Consider the following 23,092-nt stretch of genomic DNA (forward strand, 5'->3'; position numbering starts at 1 on the left):
AAACTGACCATACGTGCGATCGCACATATGACGTGCACCCCCTACCCTGTGGCGGTGCATCATCCCTCCTCAGCCGAACCAGCACCCCCCTTCAACTCCCGCGCTGCCCGGGTGCTGCGCGAAAGCCTGGGAATGGCTCCCGGGCACGTGGCCCACGGCATGCGTGCCTCCTACGGGATGACCCACATCACCTCGGACCACATCAGCGCCTGGGAGCGCGGCACCGCCCTCCCCTCCGCTCCTGAACTCGCTGCGCTGGCAGGGGCGTTGTGGTGCGCGCCGAGCGAACTCATCGGGGCTCCAAGAACCTTGCGGGAGCACCGCCTGGCGCGCGGGTTCGCCATCGAGGACGTGGCCCGCGCCACGGGCCTGGACGTTCACGCCTACCAGCTCATGGAGTCGACCGGGGAGTGGACCGGCACCAGCCGCCAGTCCGCGGCACTTGCGGCAGTCCTTGCACTGAGTCCTCGGGACTTCATCACCGTGACCGGACTGGACGGGGAACTGGCGCAGTTGCTGCACGAAGCCGTCGGCACTCGCTGGCAGGCTCACACCCGCTCGATCGCCCGGCTGTTGTCCGCGGACCGCCGCGAACTGTCGGGCCCGTTGCGCGAGATGCACCAGGAGTACCAGGAGCTGATGACGGCGACCCTGAGCAGGGCCGGCGGTTCGTCCGCCTCGGGCGAGGCTGGTCTGCGCTACCTGGAAGAGATCCTGGACCACTTCTGGTCGAAATTCCCGCCCGCCCATTGAGCGGCAGCGGGTGCGGGTAGTTGACCTTGGTCCCAAGGGTTCATGTTTTCGCGGCGATGCGCCTTACTGGGTAGTACACCCGTGTCGAAGCGCTTCCGGCATGCGCTGGTACGCTCTCGCCCGCCTGCTCCCCGCGGGTGTTCCGGGGAATGCACGGCGGACACCCGCAACGACAGGGATTCGACCGCAGAGAGAGGTACCCGTGGACAGAGCCGTCGACGATGCCGCTGCCGCCGAGTTCCATGAGTTCTTCGAGGCCCACTACGCCGAACTGGCGCGGCTGGCCCATATGTTGACCGGTGAGGCCGATGCCGCCGACGACCTGGCGGCGGACGCGCTGATGGCGCTCTGGCACCGGTGGGACCGGGTGAGGGGCGTCGAGCATCCGGTGGCGTACGCACGGGGCGTCGTCGCGAACCTGGCCCGTACCCGGATCCGCAGCGCGGTCCGGGAGCGTCGCCGGGTCGCGCTGTTCTGGGCGCCGCGCGGCGGCGGGGACGGGTACGCCGTCGACGATCCCGACGTGTCGGCGGTCGTCGACGTCCAGGGAGCGCTGCGCAGGCTGCCGTTCCGCAAGCGGGCGTGTGTGGTGCTGCGGCACGCCTTCGATCTGTCCGAGCGGGACACCTCGCTGGTGCTCGGGATATCGGTCGGCACGGTGAAGAGCCAGACTTCGCGCGGTGTCTCGGAGCTGCAACGCCTGCTCGGACCGCACGGAGACGCCGCGCAGGTGCAGGTGGCCGCCGCGGCGCGGCGCAGCGAAGGGAAGCACTGATGGACGACGAGCTGCGGCAGAGGCTTCGGGACGCGGCGCGGGCCCACCGCCCGGACAGGGAGCGGATGCTCGCCCGTGTGGAGCGCGGGATGGCGCGAGGGCAGGCCCCCCGTGCCGGAAGGGCCGCGCGGCCCTTCCGGGGCCCGGCGCCGTGGCTGCGGGTCGTGGGCGCGAGCGTCGCGGTGTGCGGGGTGCTGGCCGTGGGCACGCTCGCGGTCACCGCCGCGGTGCACGACGACGGGGGCGGGCAGCGGGTGGCGGGGCCGCCTCCGGTGTCCGCGTCGCCACGGGTGGCAGTGCGGGGCCCCGCACTGCCCGCCGAGGACGGGCCCCTGTGGTCGGACGGTTCGGTGAACTCGAACAGCAACCGCTACTGGGCGCAGAGCGAGGTCACGGTGAAGACCGGGAAGGCCCTCTCGGCACTCACCGTGGAGCTGCGGATCGCGCAGACGGGCGGGGTGAACACCACGGGGTCCTGGCGTTCCCTCCCGGTGGAGGACTTCACCGCCTCCGCGCGGGAGGAGGACGGCTTCCTGGTCTACCGCTGGAGCCTGAAGCCGGGACGGACGGTCCCCGTCGGTACGCACACGTTCGCGGGCCAGTACAACCACGCCGAGGGCGCCCGGGACTCCGGGGCCGACGACTACACGGCACGCTCCCGTGTTCCCGGTGAACAGGCGGCGGTGGGCGGGGACTTCGGCCCCGCCACGTAGAGGTGCGAGTCGTGCGTGCTCAGAGGTGCGGGCGCCAGTCGCCCAGGTACGCGGCGCGGGTGTGCGAGCCCGCCTGTTCCCGGGTGAGCTGGGGGCGGTTCTCCGGAACCGTGACGCGTGCTCCGGGGCCGGTGTTGGCGTACTCGGCGAAGCGCTGGTCCTGCCACGGGTGGCCGGACGCCATGTTGGTGTAGGGAGCGGTGGCGTCCGTCCCCGGTCCGATGACCGAGTCGCGTACGACGAGGGACGGCCGGGCGGTGGGGTCGGAGCTCGGCACCCACGGCCTGGCCAGCTTGTAGGCCGCGTACTGCGCGCCACTGGTGAAGCGGCACCGCACCGCCAGGTAGCCGTGCGGGTTGGCGCGGGCGGTGGAGGGGGCGAAGAACATCCCCTTGGGTGTGAAGTCGACGTCCCGGTCCAGGCCGTGGAAGCGGCAGTGCTCGAAGACGCTGGTCGCACGACCGAAGACGAAGTCGACGTCGCCCTCGGCGTAGCAGTGCGAGAAGTAGTGCCGGGCGAAGACCGGCAGCGAGAGGGTGTCGGAGTACAGGGTGTCCTGGTGGCCGAGAAAGCGGCAGTGGTGGAAGGCCGAGCGGTCGCCCATGACCTTGATGGCCACGGCCTGGGTGCCGGTGATCTCCGGGTGGTCGGCGCGCAGCCAGTCGTTGGCGAAGGTGATCCGGTGCGCGGTGAAGTCCGCGGCCCTGACGGTGGTGGTGGCCGATCCGCTGGTCCCGTAGGTGCCGGAGCCGTCGGGCTTGGGGGTGCCGGCCGCGTTGTCGTACACGATGACCGTGGCGCGCGGGTCCTCGCTCGCCCCGATCAGGGTCAGGCCGGTGCGGGCCTCGGGGACCGAGACGGTCTCGCGGTACACGGCGGGGGCCAGGACGAGGACACTGCCGGTGCCGGAGGCCGCGTCGACGGCGGCCTGCACGGTGGTGTGGTCGCCGCGGCCGAGCGGATCGACGTACAGGGTCTGCGCGGTGAGGCGCTTGGACGGTGATCCGTACCGGCCGAAGGGGGCCCGCCCCGTGGCGTGTGCGCGGGGGGCGAGGGCGAGTCCGGCGGTGGCGAGTGCGCCCGCGATGAGGGAGCGGCGGGCGAGGGGGACGTACGAGGTCATGCGGGAGGTACCTCCGTTGCGGCGCGGGAACAGCGGGAACAGGAGGGGCCGGGGCGGGTGGAGCGGCGGGTCCCGCCCCGGCGTGGAGGAGCGGTCAGCAGATCTTGCCCGCGCCGGCCTTCCTGGCGACGAGGCCCGGGAGCGCGCGCGGGTCGTTGACCTTGGTGCGGAGCTCCGGGGTCCAGCCCGCGCCGGACGCCAGCTGCTCGGCCGGGTACTGCGCGTTGTGGACGGCGATCAGGTCGGTGGCGGCGCCGTTGACGTAGTTGCCGGAGGCCGTCAGGGGGGCCTCCTTCCACTTCTTGAGGACGGCGCCGGCCTGCACCGACGACGGCAGGGAGAAGGAGTTCTTCTCCGCCACGAGCTGGGACTCGATGCCGATGCCGAAGGAGTAGCCGTACTTCTGGCCGGCGGTGACCGTGAAGTGGTTGTTGTACGCGTCGACCTTGCCGAAGCGGACGCGCGGGGCGCGCTCGACGACTCCGTCGAAGTGGTTGTGGTGGAGGGTGACGCGCAGCTTGCCCCGGTCGTCGGCGCCCGCGCTGTCGCTGTTGCCGATCATGAGGGTCTTGTCGTGGTCGGTGAGGACGTTCCACGAGGCGGTGACCAGGTCGGCGCCGCGGACGATGTCCAGGAGGCCGTCGTGCTGCTGGTAGATCTCGCCGAAGTACGAGGGCAGGGTGGAGTCCGGGTAGCGGCCGTCGGTCAGGGTGTTGTGGTCGACCCAGACGTGCTTGGAGCCGTGGACGACGACCGCGTCGTACTCGGAGTTCCAGGCGCCGGTCGGGCCGTCGGTCGGGTCCCACGCGGGGAAGCAGTCCAGCGGTGCCTCGATGGTGAGGTTGCGCAGGATGACGTTCTCGACGCCCTTGATCTGGAGGCTGCCGCCCCTGATTCCGGCGTCCCTGCCCACGCCCACGATGGTCGTGTTCGCGGGGACGTACGCCATGATGCCCAGCTTCTGGTTGTCCGCCGACGCGGCCCGCAGCGCCTCCTGTTCGCCGGTGAGCGGTGTGTCGAGGCCCCAGACCGCCGGGTCGTAGTCGGCGAGGTACTGGTCGAAGTCGTAGCCGGGCGCCTCGAAGGACGCGCAGCCCTCGGAGGTGGCGTCGATGACACCCTTGACCTTGATGATCGACGGGGCGCCCGCGGCGGCGACGAGCGCGGCCCTGAACTCGGCCCAGGTGGTGACGGTGAAGACGTGGGCGGCGTCCGCGGCCGAGCCGCCGGTGGTGCCGGTGCCCTCGGAGGCCCAGCCGTCCTGCGCGGCGAGGGTCTGGCGGGCGGGGTCGGGGCGGTGGCCCGCGGCCTGGGCGGTTCCGGTGGCGCCGAGGACGAGGGCGGTGCAGCCGACCAGCATGGTCATGACGCGCCCATGACATCTTTGGGTTCTCATTGTGCGGCTCTCCTTCGTGCGGTTCAGGCTTGGGGCCAGGTGATCCAGGACTCGGGGATCTCGTCGTCGAGGCGGCGCACCTCGCGCGGGGCCAGCGCGCGGAGGTCCAGCAGCCCGGTCGCGACGAGGCGGGCCACGGCGATCGCGCCCGGCGGGTTGAAGTGGGTGTTGTCCTGCTCGGCCGCGGTCCAGTTGAAGTACCTCTTGGTCTCCTCGACGCCGAGCTTCTGCCACAGGGCGAGCGACAGGGCCTGGATGTCGACCAGCGCCACGTCCTCCTCCTCCGCCAGCGCCCGCATCGCCGCCGGGTAGGCGCCGTGGGTGGGCAGCGCCGTACCGCTCGCGTCGAACTTCCTGCGCTCCACCGAGGTCGCGAGGACCGGCAGCGCGCCACGGGCCCGCGCACCGTCGATGTACTGCCGCAGGTGCTCCTGGTACGTCGACCAGGGCTCCGTGTAGCGGGTCGGGTCGGCGCTCTTCGCGTCGTTGTGCCCGAACTGGACGAGCACGAGGTCGCCCTCGCCGACGCCCTCCAGGAGGACGGCGAGGCGGCCCTCGTCGATGAAGCTCTTCGAACTCCGGCCGTTCACCGCGTGGTTGGCGATGTCCACGCCATGACCGAGGAAGAAGGGCAGGGCCATGCCCCAGCCCGTCTCGGGTGCGGCGTCCGCGTACTTCTGGGCGGCGGTGGAGTCGCCCGCGATGTGCAGGGTCCGGGGCCTCGGCCGGCCGCCGCCGCTCTCGGCGAAGGCGGGCGTGGCGGCGAAGGCGAGGGGCAGCGCGAGCAGTGCGGCTGCCGTCCTTCTGCGGGTGAGGGACACGGTGGGACTGCCTCTCTCTGGGGGGTGATGGTCCTGCGTGGAGCGGGACCGGCGGCGGGGCGCGACCCGTACCGCCGCCGGTCCCGGTCAGGGGGAGGCGGAGCCGGCCGGATCAGCCGTTGCCCAGCTCCTTCCACTCCTTCTGCGCGGCGTTCAGCTCGTCGGCGATCTTGTCGAGGAACTGCTTGGCCGTGACCTTGCCGAGGAGCAGCTTCTGGAACTCCGGCTCGTTGTCGGCCTTGCTGATGTTGTTCCAGTCGGGCAGGTAGTACGGCAGCTGCACGATCGTGGTGGAGCCGTCCGTCAGGGCCTTCGCACCGAGCGCGGTCGGCTCGGAGGCGGCGATCCACGGGTCCTTCGCCGCCTCGGTGTTGGCGGGGATGGCACCGGCCGACTCGTTCCACTTGCTGTTGGCCTCGTGCGAGGCCGCGAACTCGATGAACTTCCAGGCCGCCGTCTTGTTCTTGCTCGCCCGGAAGAGGCCGAGCCCGTCGACGGGGTTGGAGACCTGGACGCGCTGACCGCCGTCACCGACCGGGTTGGGGATACCGGCGAACTTGTCTGGACCCAGCGCCTTCAGGTGGTCCTGGTAGGAGCCGAGGTTGTGGCTGAGCATCCCGATGGTGCCGGTGTCCCACTGGGCGACCATCTTGGTGAAGTCGTTGTTGACGTCGGCGGACGGTGTCGTCCTCTTGAAGAGACCGACGTACTTCTCCAGCGCGGCGACGTTCTTCGGGTCGTTGAGCGTCGTCTTGTCGCCGTTCCAGAACTCCGTGATGCCGGACTGGCCGTACGAGGCGTCGATGGCCTGGGCGATGGAGCCCGCGCCGCCGCGGATGGTGTAGCCGAACTTGTTGTTCTTGGCGTCGGTCAGCTTCTCCGCCGCCTCGTAAAACTTCGCCCAGGTGGTGGGCGCCTCAAGGTTGGCGGCCTTGAACAGGTCGGTGCGGTACCAGAGCGCACCGTTGTTCGCGGAGGTCGGCACGGTGTACATGTCCTCGCCCCGGCCGCCCGCGACCTTGACGCCGGCGACCATGGACTCGACGAGCTTGCCGTTCAGGGCGGATTCCTTGATCCGGTCCTGGACCGGCTCCAGCGCCTCCTGCGAGACGATGTTGGAGAGGTACGCGGTGCCGACGCCGCCGACGTCCGGCAGCCCGCCGCCCGCTATCGCGGTGTCGTACTTGGACTGGACGTCCGCGATCGGGATCGGGACGTACTTGACCTTGATGTCCGGGTTCTTCTTCTCGAAGTCCTTGATGATCTCGGTCCAGACGGCCGTGCGCGGACCGCCGTTGTTGTCCCAGAAGGTGATCTCGCCCTTGCCGCTGCCCTCGTTGCCCGAGGCGCTGCCGTCGTCACCGCAGGCCGTGGCCGTCAGCGCGAGCACTGCCGTGAGGGAGACCGCTGCCGCGGTGCGCCCCCGGTACGTCTTCGAGATGTTCATGGTCGGCTCTTCTCTCTCGGTTCGGTCGCTGTGCTGGTGTTCGGGGGGATGTCGGGGAGGGAGTTCAGTACTGCGTGCTGTGGGGGGTCCAACCGTCCTCGCCCGCGAGGTAGTCGGCCACGTCGTGGTGTGCGGCGTCCCGCGCCGGAAGCTGCGGCCGGTCAGCGGTGACGGCGGCGCCGGGGCCGTACGTCCGGTACTCGCTGAACCGCGCCTCCTGCCAGGGGAAGCCGCTCATGCCGGTCCAGGGGCTCGCCTTGACGGCGGCCGGCAGCAGCGTCTCGCGGACGAGGACCTGGCCGATCGCGTCGGGGTTGCCGCCCGGGTGCCAGGGCCGGCCGAGGTGGAAGGAGTCCGCGGGGGCGTCGCTGATGATCCGGCTCCGGGTGATCAGGAAGCCGTACGGGTTGCCCTTCCAGGTCGAAGCGGCCGTGATGTAGCCGTTGTTGGTCTCCGAGCCCCGGCTCAGCGCCTTGATCACGGAGCGTTCGACGACGGTGGTGGCGCGCCCGTAGATGAAGTCGACGTCGCCCTCGATGTAGGAGTCCCGGATGTAGACGCGGGCCTTCTGGGTGAGGGTCGGAGTGTCGGTCATCAGGGTGTCCTGGTTGCCCAGGAAGCCGGTGTCCGTGAAGGTCAGCCGGTCGCCCGTGGTCTTCACGGCGAGCGCCTGCTCGCCGTTCAGCTCCACGGCCGCTTCGTCGAAGTCGTTGGAGAAGGTCAGGTTGCGGGCACTGAAGTCGTGCCCTTCGACGACCAGGGTCGCGCTGCCCCAGGAGCCCTGGGTGGTGCCGTCGGGCTTGAGTCCACCGGCCGGGGTGCCGAAGACGACGAGGGTGTCGTCGCGGTGTGTCCCGGTGCCGACGAGGGAGACGTACGGCTGGTTCCTCCCGATCCTGACGTGCTCGCGGTAGGTGCCGGGGGCCAGCCGCACCGTGATCCGCCCGTCGTTGCCCGCGGGCACCGCGTCGACGGCCGCCTGCACGGTCGGGTAGTGGGCCGGGACCCGCAGCACGGTGTCGGTGCCGATGTTCTTCTGCGGCCCGGAGTAGCGGGTGACCAGCTTCGGGACGTCGGCGGCGCGGTCCAGGGTGTACGGGTAGAAGTCGCGCGGGGTGAACGCGGCGCCCCAGGCGTCGGTGCGGCCCGTGGTGTCCTTCAGGACCGAACCGCGCTGGACCAGCTCGGCGGTGGCATCGGCCTGGTAGGGGTGCTGGACGCCCTCGTAGTAGCTGTTCTCGATGACCATCTTCGTGGCGCCGCGCGCCCAGTTCCCGTACGTCCACAGCGGGTCCCCGTCCGCGACCTGCGCGGAGAGGTAGTTGTTGTAGAGGTGCGCGTAGGCGCAGTTGTCGGCGGACGGGTTGCGCTGCTTGGTGCCGCTGAACCAGTTGTGGTCGATCGTGATCTGCGTCCTGACGTTCGGGGTCCAGCCGATGCCGAGCGCCTTGTTGTGGTTGTCGAAGTGGTTGTACGAGACGGTGACGTACTCGCTGTCCTTGCGGATGTCGAGCAGGCCGTCGCCCATGTGCGTGAGGCGGTTGTGGTCGATCCAGACGTGGTCGACGGAGTCCATCTGGATGGCGTCGAAGTCCGTCGTCTTGCCGTCCCAGTCGCCCTCGACGTACGAGTCGCGAATGGTCAGGTTCCGGATGATGACGTTGCTGGTGCCGGGGTTCAGATGCAGCTCACCGTGGACGATCTCGGCCGTGTCGCCGACGCCGACGATCGTCTTGTCCGAGGTCACGACGATGTCGCCGCCGAACGGCTCGACCACGAGGGAGCCCGCGACCCGGATGATGTAGGGCCCTTCGGCCCCGGCGTACTTCGCCAGGTCCGACTGGGTGGAGACCGTGACGACCTTGCCGCCCAGTCCCCCGGTGGTCCCGCCGGCCAGTGACGCGAAGCCGTGCGGGGTGTCCGGCCAGGTGCGGTGACCGGCGAAGTCCCGCCCGGCGGTTCCGGCCTCGGCTGCCTGGCCCGGCGCACTCGGTACGAGGAGGGCGGCGGCCAGGGCGAAGGCCGTGGTGAGCGTGCGGGTTCTGGTGCGCTTGGTACGGAGGTGCATCGTTGCGGCTCCCATACAAACGGTTGCGAAGGCGGGCGGGCGTTCAGTCCGCGGTGCGGAAGGCGGTGAAGTCGGCCGTTCCGGCGGGTCCCGACCCGGCCGGTGCGGTGGCGAACAGTCCGAGGAGTGCGCCGACCCAGCGCCAGGGGGTCGCCGCGAAGACCTGGCCCGAGGGACGGAGACCGGCGCCGTCGCCGGTGTCGGCGAAGAAGCGGCAGCGTGCGCCGGCCGTGACCTCGACGCGGAGCCGGACACGGCCCTCCGGAGCCGGGCGTGCGTGCTCGGCGTCCCGTTCGTGTTCGGCGACGGTCTCGGCGTACCGGTGCACGAGGCGCGGCGCCCCGTCGTCCCCCGCTTCCAGGCCGATCCAGCTGAACGCGTCGCCCAGCACGGCGAGTCCGGCCTTGGCGCCCGGCTCGTCGGTGTTCAGGACGAGCCCCGTCTCGACGGTGAACGACTCGGCGGGCAGCCGCTGGACCAGCACGTTGGGCAGGGCCCGCAGATCGTGGGCGTACGCGGTCCGTACGCAGCTGAGCCGCAGGCCGTCGTCGGCGTGCTCGACCGTCCAGCCGGACCGGGGTGCGGCCGTCCACTGCCACTGCCGGCCGAAGCGCCCCCCGGGGAAGTCGTCGTCGAAGGCGGGCGCTTCCGGGGGCTGCTCGGGGGCGAGGGGCTTGGTGTGCACGGAGACGGGTTCGCCCTCGTCACCGATGACGGGCCAGCCGTCCGCGTCCCAGCGCATCGGCTGGAGGTGGACGACGCGCCCGTACGCACCCTTGGCCTGGAAGTGCAGGAACCAGTCCTCGCCCTGCGCCGTACGCACCCAGCCGCCCTGGTGCGGTCCGTTGACCCGGGTGCTGCCCTGGGCGAGGACGACGCGTTCCTCGTACGGGCCGAAGAAGTCCCGCGACCGGAAGGCGCCCTGCCAGCCGGTCTCCACCCCGCCGGCCGGGGCGAAGATCCAGAAGTGGCCCTCGTGGCGGTAGAGCTTGGGGCCTTCGAGGGTGAACCAGCCGGGGATCAGGTCGGCGTCGATCAGGGTCCGGCCCTCGTCGAGCAGTTCGCGCCCGTCGGCGCTCATCCGGTGCCCGGTGAGCCGGTTCTTGATGCCGGAGCGGGACTTGGCCCAGGCGTGCACGAGGTACGCCTGACCGGTCTCCTCGTCCCACAGCGGGCAGGCGTCGATCAGCCCTTTGCCCGCCTTGATGAGGTGCGGCGCGCTCCACGGGCCCCGGATGTCCTCGGCGTTGATCTGCTGGATGCCGTGGTCCGGGTCGCCCCAGAAGATCCAGAACCGTCCTGCGTGGTGGCGCAGGGAGGGCGCCCACACCCCGCAGTCGTGGCGCGGCACGGCGAAGTCGGCTGCCGGTTCGAGGCGCTCCAGGGCGTGCCCGATGAGCGTCCAGTTGACCAGGTCTCGGGAGTGCAGCAGCGGCAGGCCGGGGACCCGGCCGAAGCTGGAGGCGGTCATGTAGTAGTCGTCCCCGTCGCGCACGACGTCGGGGTCCGACCAGTCGGCGTCCAGGACCGGGTTGCGGTAGGTACCGTCGCCGAGGTCGGCGGAGCGCAGCTTGGAGTGGCCGTTCATGCCGTCACGACCTTGCGGACGTACGCCTCCGCGGTGTCCCGGCCGAGTGTGCCGTCGGCGACGACGGTGACGACGCGGCGTACGACGGTGGCTCCCGCGGCGACGGTCAGCCGCCGGTCGGCGGCGAGGGAGGAGCCCACTCCGGGGTACTCGTCGCCGCGGACGAACCAGGGGTCGCGCCGGGTCTCCTCGGTCGCCCCGGCGAACACGAGGGTCCAGCCGTCCCCGGCGAGGGCCATCCAGTCGGCGGTGCTGCCGTGCACGGCCTCCTCGCCTTCCAGTTCCGCGCTGAACACGGCGGGGGCGGCGGGCTCCTTGGGGGCGCGCCAGAAGAAGCCGCCGTATCCGGCGCCGGGGCGGCCGTTGGTGGCGGGGCTGCCGATGGAGAGCTCGGTGCTCCCCCGGTTGGTGAGGGAGAAGGAGAGGTCGAGCGCCCAGGCGGTGCCGGAGAGCCCGGTGACGGCGACCGTGCGGTGTTCGCGCAGCAGCTCGGTGCCGTCGGCCTCCCAGCTGAGCTCCTCCACGAAGCCGTCCGGGTCGCGGAGCTTCCAGCCGAGATGGCGCTGCACCCCGTGGTTGTCGAGTTCGGTGGGGCCCTGGTCGCGGACGAAGGTGCGGCCGCCCCAGAAGTTGTATCCGGCCACGTCGGGCACGGCGACGGAGGCGCCGAGGTGGTGTATGTGGTCGGCGGGCCGTTCCTCGGTGACGGGGGTGCCGGCGAGGGTGGTGACGGGGTGGAGGTAGGGGCGGCCGTCGTCGGCGGCGGGGAGGTAGCTGTAGCGGCCGACAGTGCGGCCCGCGCAGCTGAGGAGTGCGGTGGTCACGGTGTACTCACCTCGCTGGGGTGCGCCCAGGGGGCGCCGAGTTCGGAGAAGAGGCTGAGGGTGTCGGCGCCCGCCGCGACCAGGGCGTCGACGCCACGTACGACGCGTCGCACGCCGGTTGTGGCGGTGGCGGGTTCCGTGTACCAGGCCGCGGCGGGCAGCGCCGTGGGCTCGGGGGCGGTGCGCACGGCTTCGACGACGCGCATGAACGCGCCGGTGCGGTGCGGGGGTACGAGGAGGGCGGTGCCGTGCGCGAGGTGGCCGACCAGGTTCTCCAGGAGGTCGGTCCGCCCGTGCACGACTTCCTCGGGGCCCCGGCCCGCGCGCTGGACGAGGACGCGGTCCTGCTTGTACCAGAAGGTGATCCGGCCCCGGTCCCCGTGGACGATCACATACGGTTCGGCGGCCTGTTCGGCGCAGAGGGTGACGGCGACGGTGACCGGCGGCCCGCCCGCGGTGGTGACGCGGAGGCAGGAGGTGTCGTCGGCCTCGATGTCGTTGGCCCGGAACAGCTGTGTGTCGATGGCCACCACGTCGTCGGCCGTCCCGCTGTCCGCGAGTTCGAGCGCGGTGGCGACGGCGTGGGCGAGCGGGTTGGTGAGGACCCCGTCGACCACGTCGGTGTCGCCGATCCTGCGGCGTCCGGCCCAGGGCGCCCGCCGGTAGTAGGCCGCGTCACGGACCCAGGCGCCGGCGGCGCCGTAGCCCTGGACGGTGCCGATCGCACCGCTGCCCACGAGTTCCCGGATGGCAGGGACGGCGTGCGAGCCGAAGGACTGGAAGCCGATCTGGCAGGCGACGCCCGCTTCCCGTACCCCGTCGGTCATCCGGAGGTAGTCGGCGTACGTCGCGGCCGGCGGCTTCTCCAGGAGGAGGTGGACACCACGCGCGGCGGCGGTGAGAGCCAGCTCGGTATGCGTCTGAATCGGGGTGCAGACGACGGCGGCGCGGGCTCCGGTGGAGTCCAGGAGCGCCCCGAAGTCGGCGGACTGCTCCGGGAGTTCTCCGGCGAAGGCGTCGAGTTCGGCAGGACCGAGCGGTGTCAGTTCGCAGATCCCGGCGAGCCGGACGAGGCCCTGGTCCTGGAGCCTGCGGATGTTGGCGAGGTGCCAGCTTCCGTGGCCGCGGGCCCCCGCGAGGACGATCGGGAGGGGGGTGGCGGTCGTGCTCATCCGGCCCTCCCCGCGCCCGCGCCGCGTGCCACTGCCTTGGCGGCCGCTGCCGCGCTGTCGACCGGTCCGTGCAGGGTGGGTGTCCACCCGACGTCCGCGGTGAGATCGCGCTCGCTGCCGGAGTTGTACGCGTTGTAGATGGCCAGCAGATCGACGGGGAAGCCGTTGAACTCGTTGCCGCTCTGGGCCAGGGCGCTGCCGTTCCAGCTCTTCAGCAGGTCGGCGACCTCGATGTGGCCGGGGGCGGTGAACGAGTTGTTCTCGGCGACGGTCCGGGACTCGGTGGAGACGCCGATGGAGTACCGGTAGGCGGCGCCCTCCGGGACGACGTACCGGTTGTTGTAGAGGTGGACCTGTCCGAAGCGGACGCGCGGTGCGCGCTGCACCACGGCGTCGAACTCGTTGTGGTGCAGCGTGACCCGCAGCTTGCCGCGGTCGGTGGTGACGGTGTCCCCGTTGCCGATGAGGATGGCCTTGTCGTGGCCCTGGAAACGGCTCCAGGAGACGGTGACCAGGTCGGAGCCGTTGGTGATGTCCAGCAGCCCGTCGTGCCGCAGGTAGTTGCGGCCGAAGTGCGTGGGCTCCTTCTCGTCCGGATGGCCCTTGTCGCTCGCGGTGACGTGGTCGACCCAGACATGGGTGGCGCCGCGCAGCCAGAGGGTGTCGTACGCGGTCTTCCAGTCGCCGAGGCCACCGGTGTTGGGCTGCCAGACGGGGAAGCAGTCGTAGGCGTCGCGGAGTTCGACGTTGCGGACGATGACGTTGTCGGCGTCCCTGACCTGGAGGCTCGCGCCCTTCAGCACCGCGTTGCGGCCGAGGCCGACGAGTGTCGTGTTGGAGCCGATGCGCAGCTCGACGCGTTCGGCCTGCCGGGCGGCGGATGCCTTGCGGGCCTCCTCCTGCGGCCCGGAGGGCTTCGCGCCGCCCCAGGTGCGGGGGTCGTACGCGGCGAGATAGGCCGGCAGGTCGTAGCCGCCGGTGGCGTAGTCGTCGCAGCCGAGCTCGCGGCCCCGGTCGTCGGTGTTGGCGTCGATGGTCCCCGCGATACGGATGATCTTCGGTACGGAGCTGCCGCCGTCCAGTGCGGCGACGAGCTGGGCCCGGTTCCGTACGGTGAAGACATGGGCGTCGTCGGCGGCCGAACCGCCCGTGGTCCCGGCGCCCTCGGCGGCCCAGCCGTCATCGGCTGCGAGGATCTCCCGGCCCAGGTCCGGTACGACGGCCGCGGGCACCGCGGGGGTGGCGGCCTCGGCTCCGGGCTGGAGGGCCAGGCAGCCGACGAGCAGGACGAGCGCCGCGGCGGCGCGGCGGCCGGTGCGGGGCCGGGACGCGGTCATGGGGGAAGGTGCGGTCATGTGCGTCAGCCCTTCACTGCGCCGGCGCTGAAGCCGGTGATCAGCCACTTCTGGATGAAGGCGAAGACGATCACCACGGGCACGGCGGCGATGACGCCGCCCGCGGCGAGCGCCCCCAGGTCGACGCTGTCAGCGCCGATGAGGGTGTTCAGGCCGACCGGGATCGTCTGCTTGTCCTGTTCGCTGAGGAACATCAGGGCGAACAGGAAGTGGTTCCAGCTGTGGACGAAGGCGAAGGAGCCGACGGCGATCAGTCCGGGCCTGAGCAGCGGGAGCACGACCGCGCAGAAGGCACGGAAGCGCGAGCAGCCGTCCACCCAGGCGGCTTCCTCCAGCGTCATGGGCACGTTCTTGATGAAGCCGCTGATCAGGATGATCGACAGCGGCAGCTGGAAGACCGTCTCGGCGATGATGACGCTGCCGAGGGAGTTGATCATCTGGAGGTTCTTGAAGATCTCGAAGAGCGGTACGAGCATCAGCGCGCCCGGGATGAACTGGGAGCAGAGCAGCGCCAGCATGAACGCGTTCTTGATCTTGAAGTTGAAGCGGGCCAGTGCGTACCCGCCGGCCAGGGCCACCAGTGTCGTGGTGAACAGGGTGGCGACCCCGACGATCATGCTGTTCTGGAAGAAGATCGCGAAGCTGCGCTCGTTCCAGACCTTGGAGAAGTGCTCGCCCGTCATCGGCCAGGGCACCAGCGAGGTGGAGCCCGCGGGCCGTACGGCGAAGAGGAACATCCAGTAGAACGGGATGAGGGTGAAGAGCAGATAGATGCCCAGGGGCACGTAGATCTGCCAGCGCGGTACGTCGTCGAAGGCGCGCTCGCGCCCGCGGCGGCGCCGTGCGGGCGGCGGCGGGGGGTTCCGTACGGGCTCCGGGGCCGTGCCCGTGTGCTTCTCGGCGAGTGCGGCAGTCACTTGTGGTCGCCTCCGAACTTGCTCAGGCGCAGATAGACGATCGAGCAGAAGAGGAGGATCACGAAGGCGACGGTGGTGAGCGCGGAGGCGTAGCCGAAGTCGTGGCCCTCGATACCGGTGTTGGCGACGTAGAGCGGCAGGGTGGTGGTCTCGCCCGCCGGTCCGCCGCCGGTGAGGGTGTAGAGCAGGTCGACGTTGTTGAACTCCCAGACCCCGCGGAGCAGGGTGGAGAGGATGATCGCGTCGCGCAGGTGCGGCAGGGTGATGTGCAAGAACTGGCGCATCCGGCCGGCGCCGTCGACCGACGCCGCCTCGTACAGCTCCTTCGACACGGACTGGAGGTCGGCGAGGATGAGGATGGCGAAGAAGGGGACTCCGCGCCAGAGTTCGGCGACCGTGGCGGCCCAGAAGACGGTGCCGGTGTCGGAGAGCACCGAGGTGCCGTAGTCACCGATTCCGGCGTCCGCGAGGTAACGGCTGAAGCCGGTCGAGGAGTTGTAGAGCAGAATCCAGATGGTGCTGGTGAGCACGCCGGAGACGGCCCAGGGCGAGAAGACCATCGCGCGGGAGATGCCGCGGCCGATGAAGCTCTGGTTCACGATCAGCGCGAGGGCGAGGCCCAGCGCGAGCTGGAGCGAGACCTGGACGCCGACCCACTGGGCGCTGAAGCCGAGCGTCGTCCAGAACTGGTCGTCCTCGGTGAAGATGCGGGTGAAGTTGTCGAACCCGGCGAAGCCGTTCCGCCACGGCTTGGTGACGTTGTAGTTCTGCAGGCTGTAGTAGAAGACGCTGATCACCGGATAGGCGATGAAGCCCAGCATCAGCAGCCCGGCGGGCGCGATCAGCAGGTAGGGCAGTCGGCGCGGGCTCGCCGATCGGCGCTTGGGCACCTTGGGCGGTTTGGCCACGGCTGCGGCTTGGGCCATGACACGTCTCCGTTCTTTGCGGTGTACGGGTGTGGTGCGTGTAGTGCGCAAGCGCTTCCCGCATGTGGTTCGGCCTGCCGAACGGGACGGTGCGCTGGAATTCTCTGCGGCGGTTCAGCCGGCGTAGGGGTCGGGCACGTCTCCCTGCCGGGCCAGGAAGGCGAAGTCGCAACCGGTGTCGGCCTGGGTGATCTGGTCCTGGTAGAGCGCCCCGTAACCGCGCCCGTACCGGTTGGGCGGCGGTGTCCACTCGGCGCGGCGACGCGCCAGCTCCTCGTCGGACACGTCGAGGTGGAGCACGCGCGCCCCGACGTCCAGGGTGATCGCGTCACCGGTGCGGACGAGGGCGAGCGGCCCGCCGACGTACGACTCGGGGGCGATGTGCAGGACGCACGCCCCGTAACTGGTGCCGCTCATCCGGGCGTCGGAGATCCGCACCATGTCCCGTACACCCTGCTTCAGCAGATAGTCGGGGATCGGCAGCATGCCGTACTCGGGCATCCCGGGGCCGCCCTTGGGTCCGGCGTTGCGGAGCACCAGGACGTGGTCGGCGGTGAGGGCCCGCGCCGGGTCGTTGATGGTGCGCTGCATCTCCTTGTAGTCGTCGAAGACGACCGCGGGACCGGTGTGACGCAGCAGGTGCGGCTCGGCGGCGATGTGCTTGATGACCGCGCCGTCCGGGCAGAGGTTGCCGCGCAGCACCGCCACGCCGCCCTCCTCGGCGAGCGGGTTGTCCCGTTCCCGGATGACGTCCGCGTTGTGCACGAGCGCCCCGTCGAGCTGTTCGCGCATCGAGGTGTGCGAGACGGTGGGACGGTCCAGGTGCAGGACGTCGGTGAGGCGGGACAGGAAGCCGGGCAGCCCGCCGGCGAAGTGGAAGTCCTCCATCAGGTACTTACCGCCGGGGCGGAGGTTGGCGAGCACCGGCACGGTACGGGCGATGCGGTCGAAGTCGTCCAGGGAGAGCTTCACCCCGGAGCGGCCCGCCATGGCGATCAGATGGATGACCGCGTTGGTGGAACCGCCGAGCGCGAGGACCGTGGCGACGGCGTCCTCGTACGCCTCCGCCGTGAGGATCTTCGACAAGGTCAGCTGCTGCCACACCAGTTCGACGATCCGGATGCCCGACTGCGCCGCCATCCGGTCGTGACCGGAGTCGACGGCCGGGATGGACGAGGCACCCGGCACGGTGACGCCCAGCGCCTCGGCGGCGGCCGTCAGGGTCGACGCGGTACCCATCGTCATGCAGTGGCCGGGAGAACGGGCCAGCCCGTTCTCCAGCTCGGCCATCTCGCAGTCGCCGATGAGCCCGGCCCGCTTGTCGTCCCAGTACTTCCACATGTCGGTGCCGGAGCCCAGGACCTCGTTGCGCCAGTGGCCCGGCAGCATCGGACCCGCGGGGACGAACACGGTCGGCAGGTCGACGGACGCGGCGCCCATCAGCAGCGCGGGCGTCGACTTGTCGCAGCCCCCGAGCAGCACGGCGCCGTCCACCGGATAGGAGCGCAGCAGCTCCTCGGTCTCCATCGCCAGCATGTTGCGGTAGAGCATGGGGGTCGGCTTCTGGAAGGTCTCCGAGAGCGTGGAGACCGGGAATTCCAGCGGGAAGCCGCCCGCCTGCCAGACCCCCCGCTTGACCGCCTGCGCGCGGTCGCGCAGGTGGACGTGGCAGGGATTGATGTCCGACCAGGTGTTGAGGATCGCGATGACCGGCTTGCCCAGGTGCTCCTCGGGGAGGTAGCCGAGCTGACGGGTGCGGGCACGGTGACTGAACGAGCGGAGCCCGTCCGTGCCGTACCACTGGTGGCTGCGCAGTTCCCCGGAGGTGAGACGGGCGGTCATATGGACCACCCGGCGACCTGATCGGCGACCTCGGCGCGCTGCGCCTCGGGCAGCACCCTGCTGGGGGCGCGGACGTCGCGGCGGCAGAGCCCGAGCGAGGCCAGGGCCTCCTTGACGACCGTCACGTTGTTGGCGGACTGCCGGTCGGCGCGCAGTTCCTCGAAGCGGCGGATCTGCTCCCAGACCTTCATCGCGGCCGCGTAGTCCCCGGCCCGCAGGGCCTCCAGCATGCTCAGCGAGACGCCGGGGGCGACGTTGACGAGGCCGGAGGTGAAGCCGGTGGCGCCGGTCGCGAAGTAGGAGGGGGCGTACAGCTCGGCGAGGCCCGCGACCCAGACGAAGCGCTCCAGGCCGGCGTCCCGGGCGAAGGCGCCGAAGCGGGCCGCGTCCGGCACGGCGTACTTCACACCGATGACGTTGGGGCAGCTGTCGGCGAGGGTGGTCAGCGCCTCACCGCCGAGCAGCGGGTTGCGGATGTAGGGGACGACGCCGAGCTCGGGTACGGCTTCGGCGATGGCCCGGTGGTAGTCGATCCAGCCGTCCTGCGAGACGTACGGGTGCACCGGCTGGTGCACCATCACCATCTCGGCGCCGGCGTCCCTTGCGTGCTGGGCGGCGGCGACGGCGGTCGGCACGTCGTGTCCGACGCCTACGAGGACGGTGGCGCGGCCGCCCGTCTCGTCGATGGTCAGCTCGGTGACGGCCCGCCGCTCGTCGGGCGTGAGCGCATAGAACTCCCCGGTGTTGCCGTTCGGGGTGAGGATGCGGACGCCGCCGTCGAGCAGCCGTCGCAGCAGGGCGCGGTGCGCCGTCGTGTCGATGGTCCCGTCCTCGGCGAACGGGGTCACCGGGATGGCCACGACATCTGCGAGGGCCGCCTTCAGCGGAGTGAGGTCCATGCGGACACGCCTTTCGTCGGTGTGCTGGTGGTTCACGCCGCGTCACCCCCGTCTACGTCGTCGGGGAAGGCGCGGCGCACGAACGACGCGATGTGGTCGTGCAGAGCCCCGGCGGCCGCCTCGGCGTCGTCGGCGAGCGCGAGCCGCAGGATCTCCCGGTGCTCGGCCGCCTCCCGCTCCCAGGTCGGAATGGCCGACCAGGCGACGGTCGACACGAGGGCGGCCTGGTCACGGATCTCGTCGAGCATCCGGGCGAGCAGCGGGTTGCCGCAGGGCAGGTAGAGCGCCCGGTGGAAGTCCCGGTTGGCCAGGGACCGTTCGGCCTTGTCCAGCGCCGAGTCGGCGCGTTCCAGCGCCTCTTGGGCCTCGTCGAGCGAACCCTTGCGGGTGATCGAGCGGCGCAGCGCCTCGGGCTCCAGCAGGAGCCGCACGTCGTAGACCTCGCGGGCCATGGTCGCGTCGACGAGCCGTACGGTGGCGCCCTTGTACTGGCTCATGACGACGAGCCCGGTACCGGCCAGTGTCTTCAGCGCCTCCCGCACCGGGGTCTTGGAAACCCCGAACTGTGCGGCGAGTTCGGTCTCCACCAGCGCCTGCCCTGGTCTCAGCTGCGCGGTGAGGATCGCGTGCTTGATCGCCTCCAGCACGTACTGGGTGCGGGACGGAATCGGGGTGGGCGCAAAGGTCATGAGTGAAGGGCTCTCGCATCTCGCGTATCGCGTCTCATATATGACGTACGAAGTACGACGCGATGAAGCTAGAGCTGTGCCGAATGTTTCGTCAACGCTTCTGACAAAAGAAGTTTCGCGGCTCGTCGCATTGCCGTTGCCGTTATGTCCCCAAAGGGGCCGAAGGCGGCGCGACCAGGCCATGCGCCCGATGTCCACCGGCCTCCTTAGTGAGCAGCATCGGCACGGTGAAAGACGTACTGCGCGACCGCACAGCCGCCCTCTGCCTGGCCGGCGTCCTCGTCTCGGGCTTCGGGACCTCCGCGATGTGGCTCACCGCCGGCATCTGGGTCAAGTCCCTCACCGGCTCGGACAGTCTCGCGGCGCTGACGGTGTTCGCGATGTGGGCGCCGGTGCTCGCCGGACCCGCCCTCGGCGCGCTCGCCGACCGGATGCCCGGGAAGCCGCTGCTGGTCCGGGTGAACCTGGCCATGGCGGCGCTGCTGGCCGCGCTGCTGCCGGCCGGCGCGGCGTACCGGATCCCGCTGCTCTTCGCCGTGCTCGTCCTCTACGGGGTGAGCGGGGTGCTGCTCGACGCGGCCGAGTCCTCGCTGGTCGCGCAGACGGTCGACGCCCGGCTGCTCGGTGACTTCAACGGGCTGCGGACGACGGCGAACGAGGGCATGAAACTCCTCGCACCGCTGGCGGGCGCGGGCCTGTTCGCGCGCTTCGGAGGCGAGGTGGTGGTACTGCTCGACGCGGTGACGTTCGTCCTGGCCGCACTGATCCTCACCCGGATCCGGGTACGGGCGTCCGCCCCGGCGGCGCCGGCGTGGCGGCGGGGCGATCTGGCGGCCGGCGCGCGCGTGCTGTGGCACTCGGCGGCCCTGCGGCCCCTGGTGCTCGCCGCGGCCGTGACGATGCTGCTCGCCGGGCTCAACGGGGCGGCGATCCACGCCGTGGTGGACAAGGGGCTGGGCCACTCCCCCACGTACACCGGGGTGTTGTACGCGGCCCAGGGCGCCGGTTCCGTGGCGGTCGGGCTGCTGGCGGGGCCGCTGCTGCGGCGGATGCCGGAGCGGGTGTTCGCGGCGTCGGGGATCGCCCTGTTCTCCGTGGCGGTGGGCGCGCGGGCGCTGCCGTACGACGCGGTGGCCCTGGCGGCGAGCGCGGGGATCGGGGTGGGGCTGCCCTGTGTGCTCATCGCCGCGATGACGGCGGTGCAGCGGGAGACGCCGGCCCCGGTCCTGGGACGCACTGCGGCCACCGCGGGCTCCCTGATGACGGCGCCGAACGCGGTGGCTCTGGCGTGCGGCGCCGGACTGGTCGCCGTGGCCGACGTGCGGATGCTGCTGCCCCTGGCCGGATCGGTGGGGCTGCTGACCGCGATCCTGCTGGTCACGGGCCGGTGGGGGTGGCTGACGGGCACCCCCACCGGCCCGGTCCCGTCATCGCCCGATGCGTGAGAGCGCGTCGGCGACGGCTTCGAGGTCCGGGCCCGAGGCCAGCCCGGCGTGGTAGAGCCGCAGTTGGTTCGCGCCGAGCGAGGCCGCGTGGGCGGCGTCCCGGGCGAGCGTGCCGGGGCTGCCGCCCATCCCGGAGACGACGCCGAAGTTCGCGGCCAGCACACCGGCCTCACCGGCGAACGGCCCGAGGACCGCCTCGCGCGCCGCGTCGCCACCCGTGCAGGGCAGCACCACACCGTCGGCGACGGAGAGGATGTGCCGCGCGTCGACACCCACGTTGGCACCCGAGCGGTACACGGCCGGGTCGGCGTGCAGAAGCACCTGGAACCCGGCCCCTGCCGCCTCCCGCACGGCGGCGACCGCGGACTCCTGGAGCGTACGGGCGACCTGGCGGCGCCACCGGAGGGTGGCGTCGGCGAGCTCGGCGCCGAGAAGTCCGCCCACTCCCGCCCAGCCCGCCCCCGTGGTGGCGGACCCGGCCCAGACGGGTTCCAGCGCGCGCCGCACCGACGCGCTCAGCTCGTCCGCGTCCAGACCCTGTTCGCCGTACCCGGACCGGCAGTCCGGGCAGAAGCAGAGCGACATCAGATACTGCGCAGCCTCCCCCAGTCCGACACCCGCGGTCTTGTCGTGGGCGTGCAGATGGGCGAAGCCGTACCAGCCGCAGGACTCCAGCTCGGTGCCGAGCGTCCCCTCGCGGACCGCCGCCTCGGCGGCCAGGCCGACCAGATAGGCGCGGACGGCCGGCTGCGCGATGCAGGGCGCCCACGGATAGCGGTCGCCGTAGGCGTTGACCACCGAGGTGTCCGGGTGTTCGGCGCCCAGCCGGGAGTTGTGCGCGAGCACGACCCAGCTGTGCACCTGGAGACCGGCGTCGGTCAGCGCCCGCGCCGCCTCCGCGTACGGGTCTGCACCCGGCACCCAGGACTGCTCGTAGGGCCGCAGCGCGCGCCCCGACCAGCGTGCCGCGTCCGGCGGGTAGAGCACCGCGGCGTACTCGGCGGTGACGATCCGGCGGCCGGGGTGGCGCGGGGTCAGCGCCCGGGTCGAGTGGTAGGCGGAGGCGAGAGTCACCTGCTCGACGCCGAGGCCGGCGATGCGCGCCGCCGCGTCCGGGTCCCCGACGACGTCCCAGGGGTACAGGAAGGCGGAGGTCTTCACCCGCGCGCTCCCGCCGCCGGTGCCTCGGCCCCGCGCCCCTCAAGCAGGGCGCGTCCGCTCGCGATGATCGCGGTGAGCTCCTCGATGTGGGCGGCAGGCGGTTCGGTGAGCGGGGTGCGCACCTCTCCGACGTCCAGCCCGCCGAGCCGGACCGCCGCCTTCACCAGCGAGACGGCGTAGCCGTGGCCCTTGGCGCGCAGTTCGACCAGCGGCCGGTAGAAGTCGTCGAGCAGCGCGTTGACCAGTTCGTCGTCGCCCGAGTCGAGTGCCCGGTAGAACGCGAGGGCGATATCGGGGGCGAAGGCGAAGACGGCCGAGGAGTAGAGCGCGACACCGATGCCACGGTAGGCGAGACCGGTGAGCTCGGCGGTCGGCAGCCCGTTGAAGTACAGGAAGTCCTGGCCGGGCGGCCGGGTGCGTACGGCACTGACGATCCGCTGCATCAGGTCGAGGTCGCCGAGGCCGTCCTTGAGGCCGATGATTCCGGGCGTCCCGGCGAGCGCGACGACGGTCTCCGGAGTGAAGACCGCGTTGTCGCGCTGGTAGACGATCGTCTCCAGCCGGGTGGCCGCGGCGAGCGCCGCGTAGTGGCGCAGCAGGCCCTCCTGGCCGGCGACGACGAGGTACGGGGGCATGGCGAGGAGCCCGTCCGCGCCCGCCTCCTCGGCGAGCTTCGCGTACTGGATCGCGAGCGCGGTGCCGTATCCGGCGCCGGCGACGACGGGCACCCGCCCGGCCGCTTCCTCGACCGCGGCGGCGACGAGAAGCCGGAACTCGTCCGGGGTCAGCGCGTGGAACTCGCCCGTGCCGCAGCACGCGAAGACCGCGGCCGCGCCGGCGTCGATGCCGTCGCGCACATGCGTACGGAAGGCGGTCAGGTCGATGGCACCGTCCGGCCCGTACGCGGTGACGGGGAAGAAGAGCGGCCCGGCGACGTGAGTGAGCCGGGCGGCAAGGGGGGCTGAGGTCACAGACGCTCCCTGAGCAGGTTCAGGCGTGCACAATTCTGATCAGTGTCCATATTTATGAACGCCGCCACGCTAAAGCAGCCACCTGGCGCAGGTCAAGACAGCAACACCGACCTGGAGGCGGACTCACCCACTCCACGAAACACTTGACGCGATCCGCCGCGCGTTCGTAGCTTGTCCATGCATGTGAATGTCATCCATGGATTTGAT

General features: G+C 71.1%; 20 protein-coding genes. 4 read left to right on the top strand and 16 right to left on the bottom strand.

Annotation, left to right across the window (positions count from 1 at the left end):
• Positions 1–132: 132 nt before the first annotated feature.
• From ACFWSK_RS10220 to ACFWSK_RS10230, 3 genes are all read left to right on the top strand, one after another.
• The gene (locus tag ACFWSK_RS10220) at positions 133–753 is read left to right on the top strand and encodes a helix-turn-helix domain-containing protein (RefSeq protein ID WP_383783547.1); all 621 of its coding nucleotides are present in this window, start codon (positions 133–135) and stop codon (positions 751–753) included.
• A 202-nt stretch (positions 754–955) separates the two neighbouring features.
• Positions 956–1,528, top strand: a complete 573-nt coding sequence (locus tag ACFWSK_RS10225; RefSeq protein ID WP_383783431.1) for a SigE family RNA polymerase sigma factor — start codon at positions 956–958, stop codon at positions 1,526–1,528.
• The gene (locus ACFWSK_RS10230; RefSeq protein ID WP_383783432.1) at positions 1,528–2,241 is read left to right on the top strand and encodes a hypothetical protein; all 714 of its coding nucleotides are present in this window, start codon (positions 1,528–1,530) and stop codon (positions 2,239–2,241) included. Before ACFWSK_RS10225 ends, ACFWSK_RS10230 begins: the two co-directional genes overlap by 1 nt.
• 19 nt (positions 2,242–2,260) lie before the next feature.
• On the opposite strand, the gene ACFWSK_RS10235 is transcribed toward ACFWSK_RS10230, so the two are convergent.
• From ACFWSK_RS10235 to ACFWSK_RS10300, 14 genes are all read right to left on the bottom strand, one after another.
• A complete protein-coding gene (locus ACFWSK_RS10235) occupies positions 2,261–3,364 on the bottom strand; it encodes a pectinesterase family protein (RefSeq protein WP_383783433.1) in 1,104 nt (367 codons plus the stop codon).
• Between the two features lie 94 nt (positions 3,365–3,458).
• Positions 3,459–4,730: a polysaccharide lyase family 1 protein gene (locus tag ACFWSK_RS10240; RefSeq protein WP_383783434.1), complete on the bottom strand. Its 1,272-nt coding sequence runs from the start codon at positions 4,728–4,730 to the stop codon at positions 3,459–3,461.
• Between the two features lie 53 nt (positions 4,731–4,783).
• Positions 4,784–5,581: a rhamnogalacturonan acetylesterase gene (locus ACFWSK_RS10245; RefSeq protein WP_383783435.1), complete on the bottom strand. Its 798-nt coding sequence runs from the start codon at positions 5,579–5,581 to the stop codon at positions 4,784–4,786.
• 112 nt (positions 5,582–5,693) lie between these two features.
• On the bottom strand, positions 5,694–7,028 hold the full coding sequence (locus ACFWSK_RS10250; RefSeq protein WP_383783436.1) for an ABC transporter substrate-binding protein: 1,335 nt from the start codon (positions 7,026–7,028) through the stop codon (positions 5,694–5,696).
• A 64-nt stretch (positions 7,029–7,092) separates the two neighbouring features.
• A complete protein-coding gene (locus ACFWSK_RS10255; RefSeq protein WP_383783437.1) occupies positions 7,093–9,096 on the bottom strand; it encodes a pectinesterase family protein in 2,004 nt (667 codons plus the stop codon).
• A 43-nt stretch (positions 9,097–9,139) separates the two neighbouring features.
• Positions 9,140–10,684 (bottom strand): glycoside hydrolase 43 family protein, encoded by a 1,545-nt coding sequence (locus ACFWSK_RS10260; protein WP_383783438.1) that lies wholly within the window; start codon positions 10,682–10,684, stop codon positions 9,140–9,142.
• Complete coding sequence (locus ACFWSK_RS10265; RefSeq protein WP_383783439.1) at positions 10,681–11,508, bottom strand: PmoA family protein; 828 nt, start codon at positions 11,506–11,508, stop codon at positions 10,681–10,683. Before ACFWSK_RS10265 ends, ACFWSK_RS10260 begins: the two co-directional genes overlap by 4 nt.
• The gene (locus ACFWSK_RS10270) at positions 11,505–12,680 is read right to left on the bottom strand and encodes a Gfo/Idh/MocA family protein (protein WP_383783440.1); all 1,176 of its coding nucleotides are present in this window, start codon (positions 12,678–12,680) and stop codon (positions 11,505–11,507) included. Before ACFWSK_RS10270 ends, ACFWSK_RS10265 begins: the two co-directional genes overlap by 4 nt.
• Complete coding sequence (locus tag ACFWSK_RS10275) at positions 12,677–14,035, bottom strand: polysaccharide lyase family 1 protein (RefSeq protein ID WP_383783441.1); 1,359 nt, start codon at positions 14,033–14,035, stop codon at positions 12,677–12,679. Before ACFWSK_RS10275 ends, ACFWSK_RS10270 begins: the two co-directional genes overlap by 4 nt.
• Positions 14,036–14,040: 5 nt before the next feature.
• Positions 14,041–14,952 (bottom strand): carbohydrate ABC transporter permease, encoded by a 912-nt coding sequence (locus ACFWSK_RS10280; protein ID WP_383783442.1) that lies wholly within the window; start codon positions 14,950–14,952, stop codon positions 14,041–14,043.
• Positions 14,949–15,878, bottom strand: a complete 930-nt coding sequence (locus ACFWSK_RS10285) for a carbohydrate ABC transporter permease (protein WP_383783443.1) — start codon at positions 15,876–15,878, stop codon at positions 14,949–14,951. The genes ACFWSK_RS10280 and ACFWSK_RS10285 overlap by 4 nt, the downstream gene beginning before the upstream one ends.
• Positions 15,879–15,992: 114 nt before the next feature.
• Complete coding sequence (araD, locus tag ACFWSK_RS10290) at positions 15,993–17,720, bottom strand: L-arabinonate dehydratase (protein WP_383783444.1); 1,728 nt, start codon at positions 17,718–17,720, stop codon at positions 15,993–15,995.
• A complete protein-coding gene (locus ACFWSK_RS10295) occupies positions 17,717–18,619 on the bottom strand; it encodes a dihydrodipicolinate synthase family protein (RefSeq protein WP_383783445.1) in 903 nt (300 codons plus the stop codon). Before ACFWSK_RS10295 ends, araD begins: the two co-directional genes overlap by 4 nt.
• Before the next feature lie 32 nt (positions 18,620–18,651).
• On the bottom strand, positions 18,652–19,308 hold the full coding sequence (locus ACFWSK_RS10300) for a GntR family transcriptional regulator (protein ID WP_383783446.1): 657 nt from the start codon (positions 19,306–19,308) through the stop codon (positions 18,652–18,654).
• 209 nt (positions 19,309–19,517) lie between these two features.
• On the opposite strand from ACFWSK_RS10300, the gene ACFWSK_RS10305 reads away from it, so the two are divergent.
• A complete protein-coding gene (locus tag ACFWSK_RS10305; RefSeq protein WP_383783447.1) occupies positions 19,518–20,753 on the top strand; it encodes an MFS transporter in 1,236 nt (411 codons plus the stop codon).
• On the opposite strand, the gene ACFWSK_RS10310 is transcribed toward ACFWSK_RS10305, so the two are convergent.
• Positions 20,736–21,914, bottom strand: coding sequence for a hypothetical protein (locus tag ACFWSK_RS10310; RefSeq protein ID WP_383783448.1), 1,179 nt, complete (start codon positions 21,912–21,914; stop codon positions 20,736–20,738). The genes ACFWSK_RS10305 and ACFWSK_RS10310 overlap by 18 nt on opposite strands.
• The gene (locus tag ACFWSK_RS10315) at positions 21,911–22,885 is read right to left on the bottom strand and encodes a 5-dehydro-4-deoxyglucarate dehydratase (protein ID WP_383783449.1); all 975 of its coding nucleotides are present in this window, start codon (positions 22,883–22,885) and stop codon (positions 21,911–21,913) included. Before ACFWSK_RS10315 ends, ACFWSK_RS10310 begins: the two co-directional genes overlap by 4 nt.
• Positions 22,886–23,092: the final 207 nt, after the last annotated feature.

Source organism: Streptomyces sp. NPDC058620 (genome assembly GCF_042717135.1).
Classification (GTDB): Bacteria; Actinomycetota; Actinomycetes; order Streptomycetales; family Streptomycetaceae; genus Streptomyces.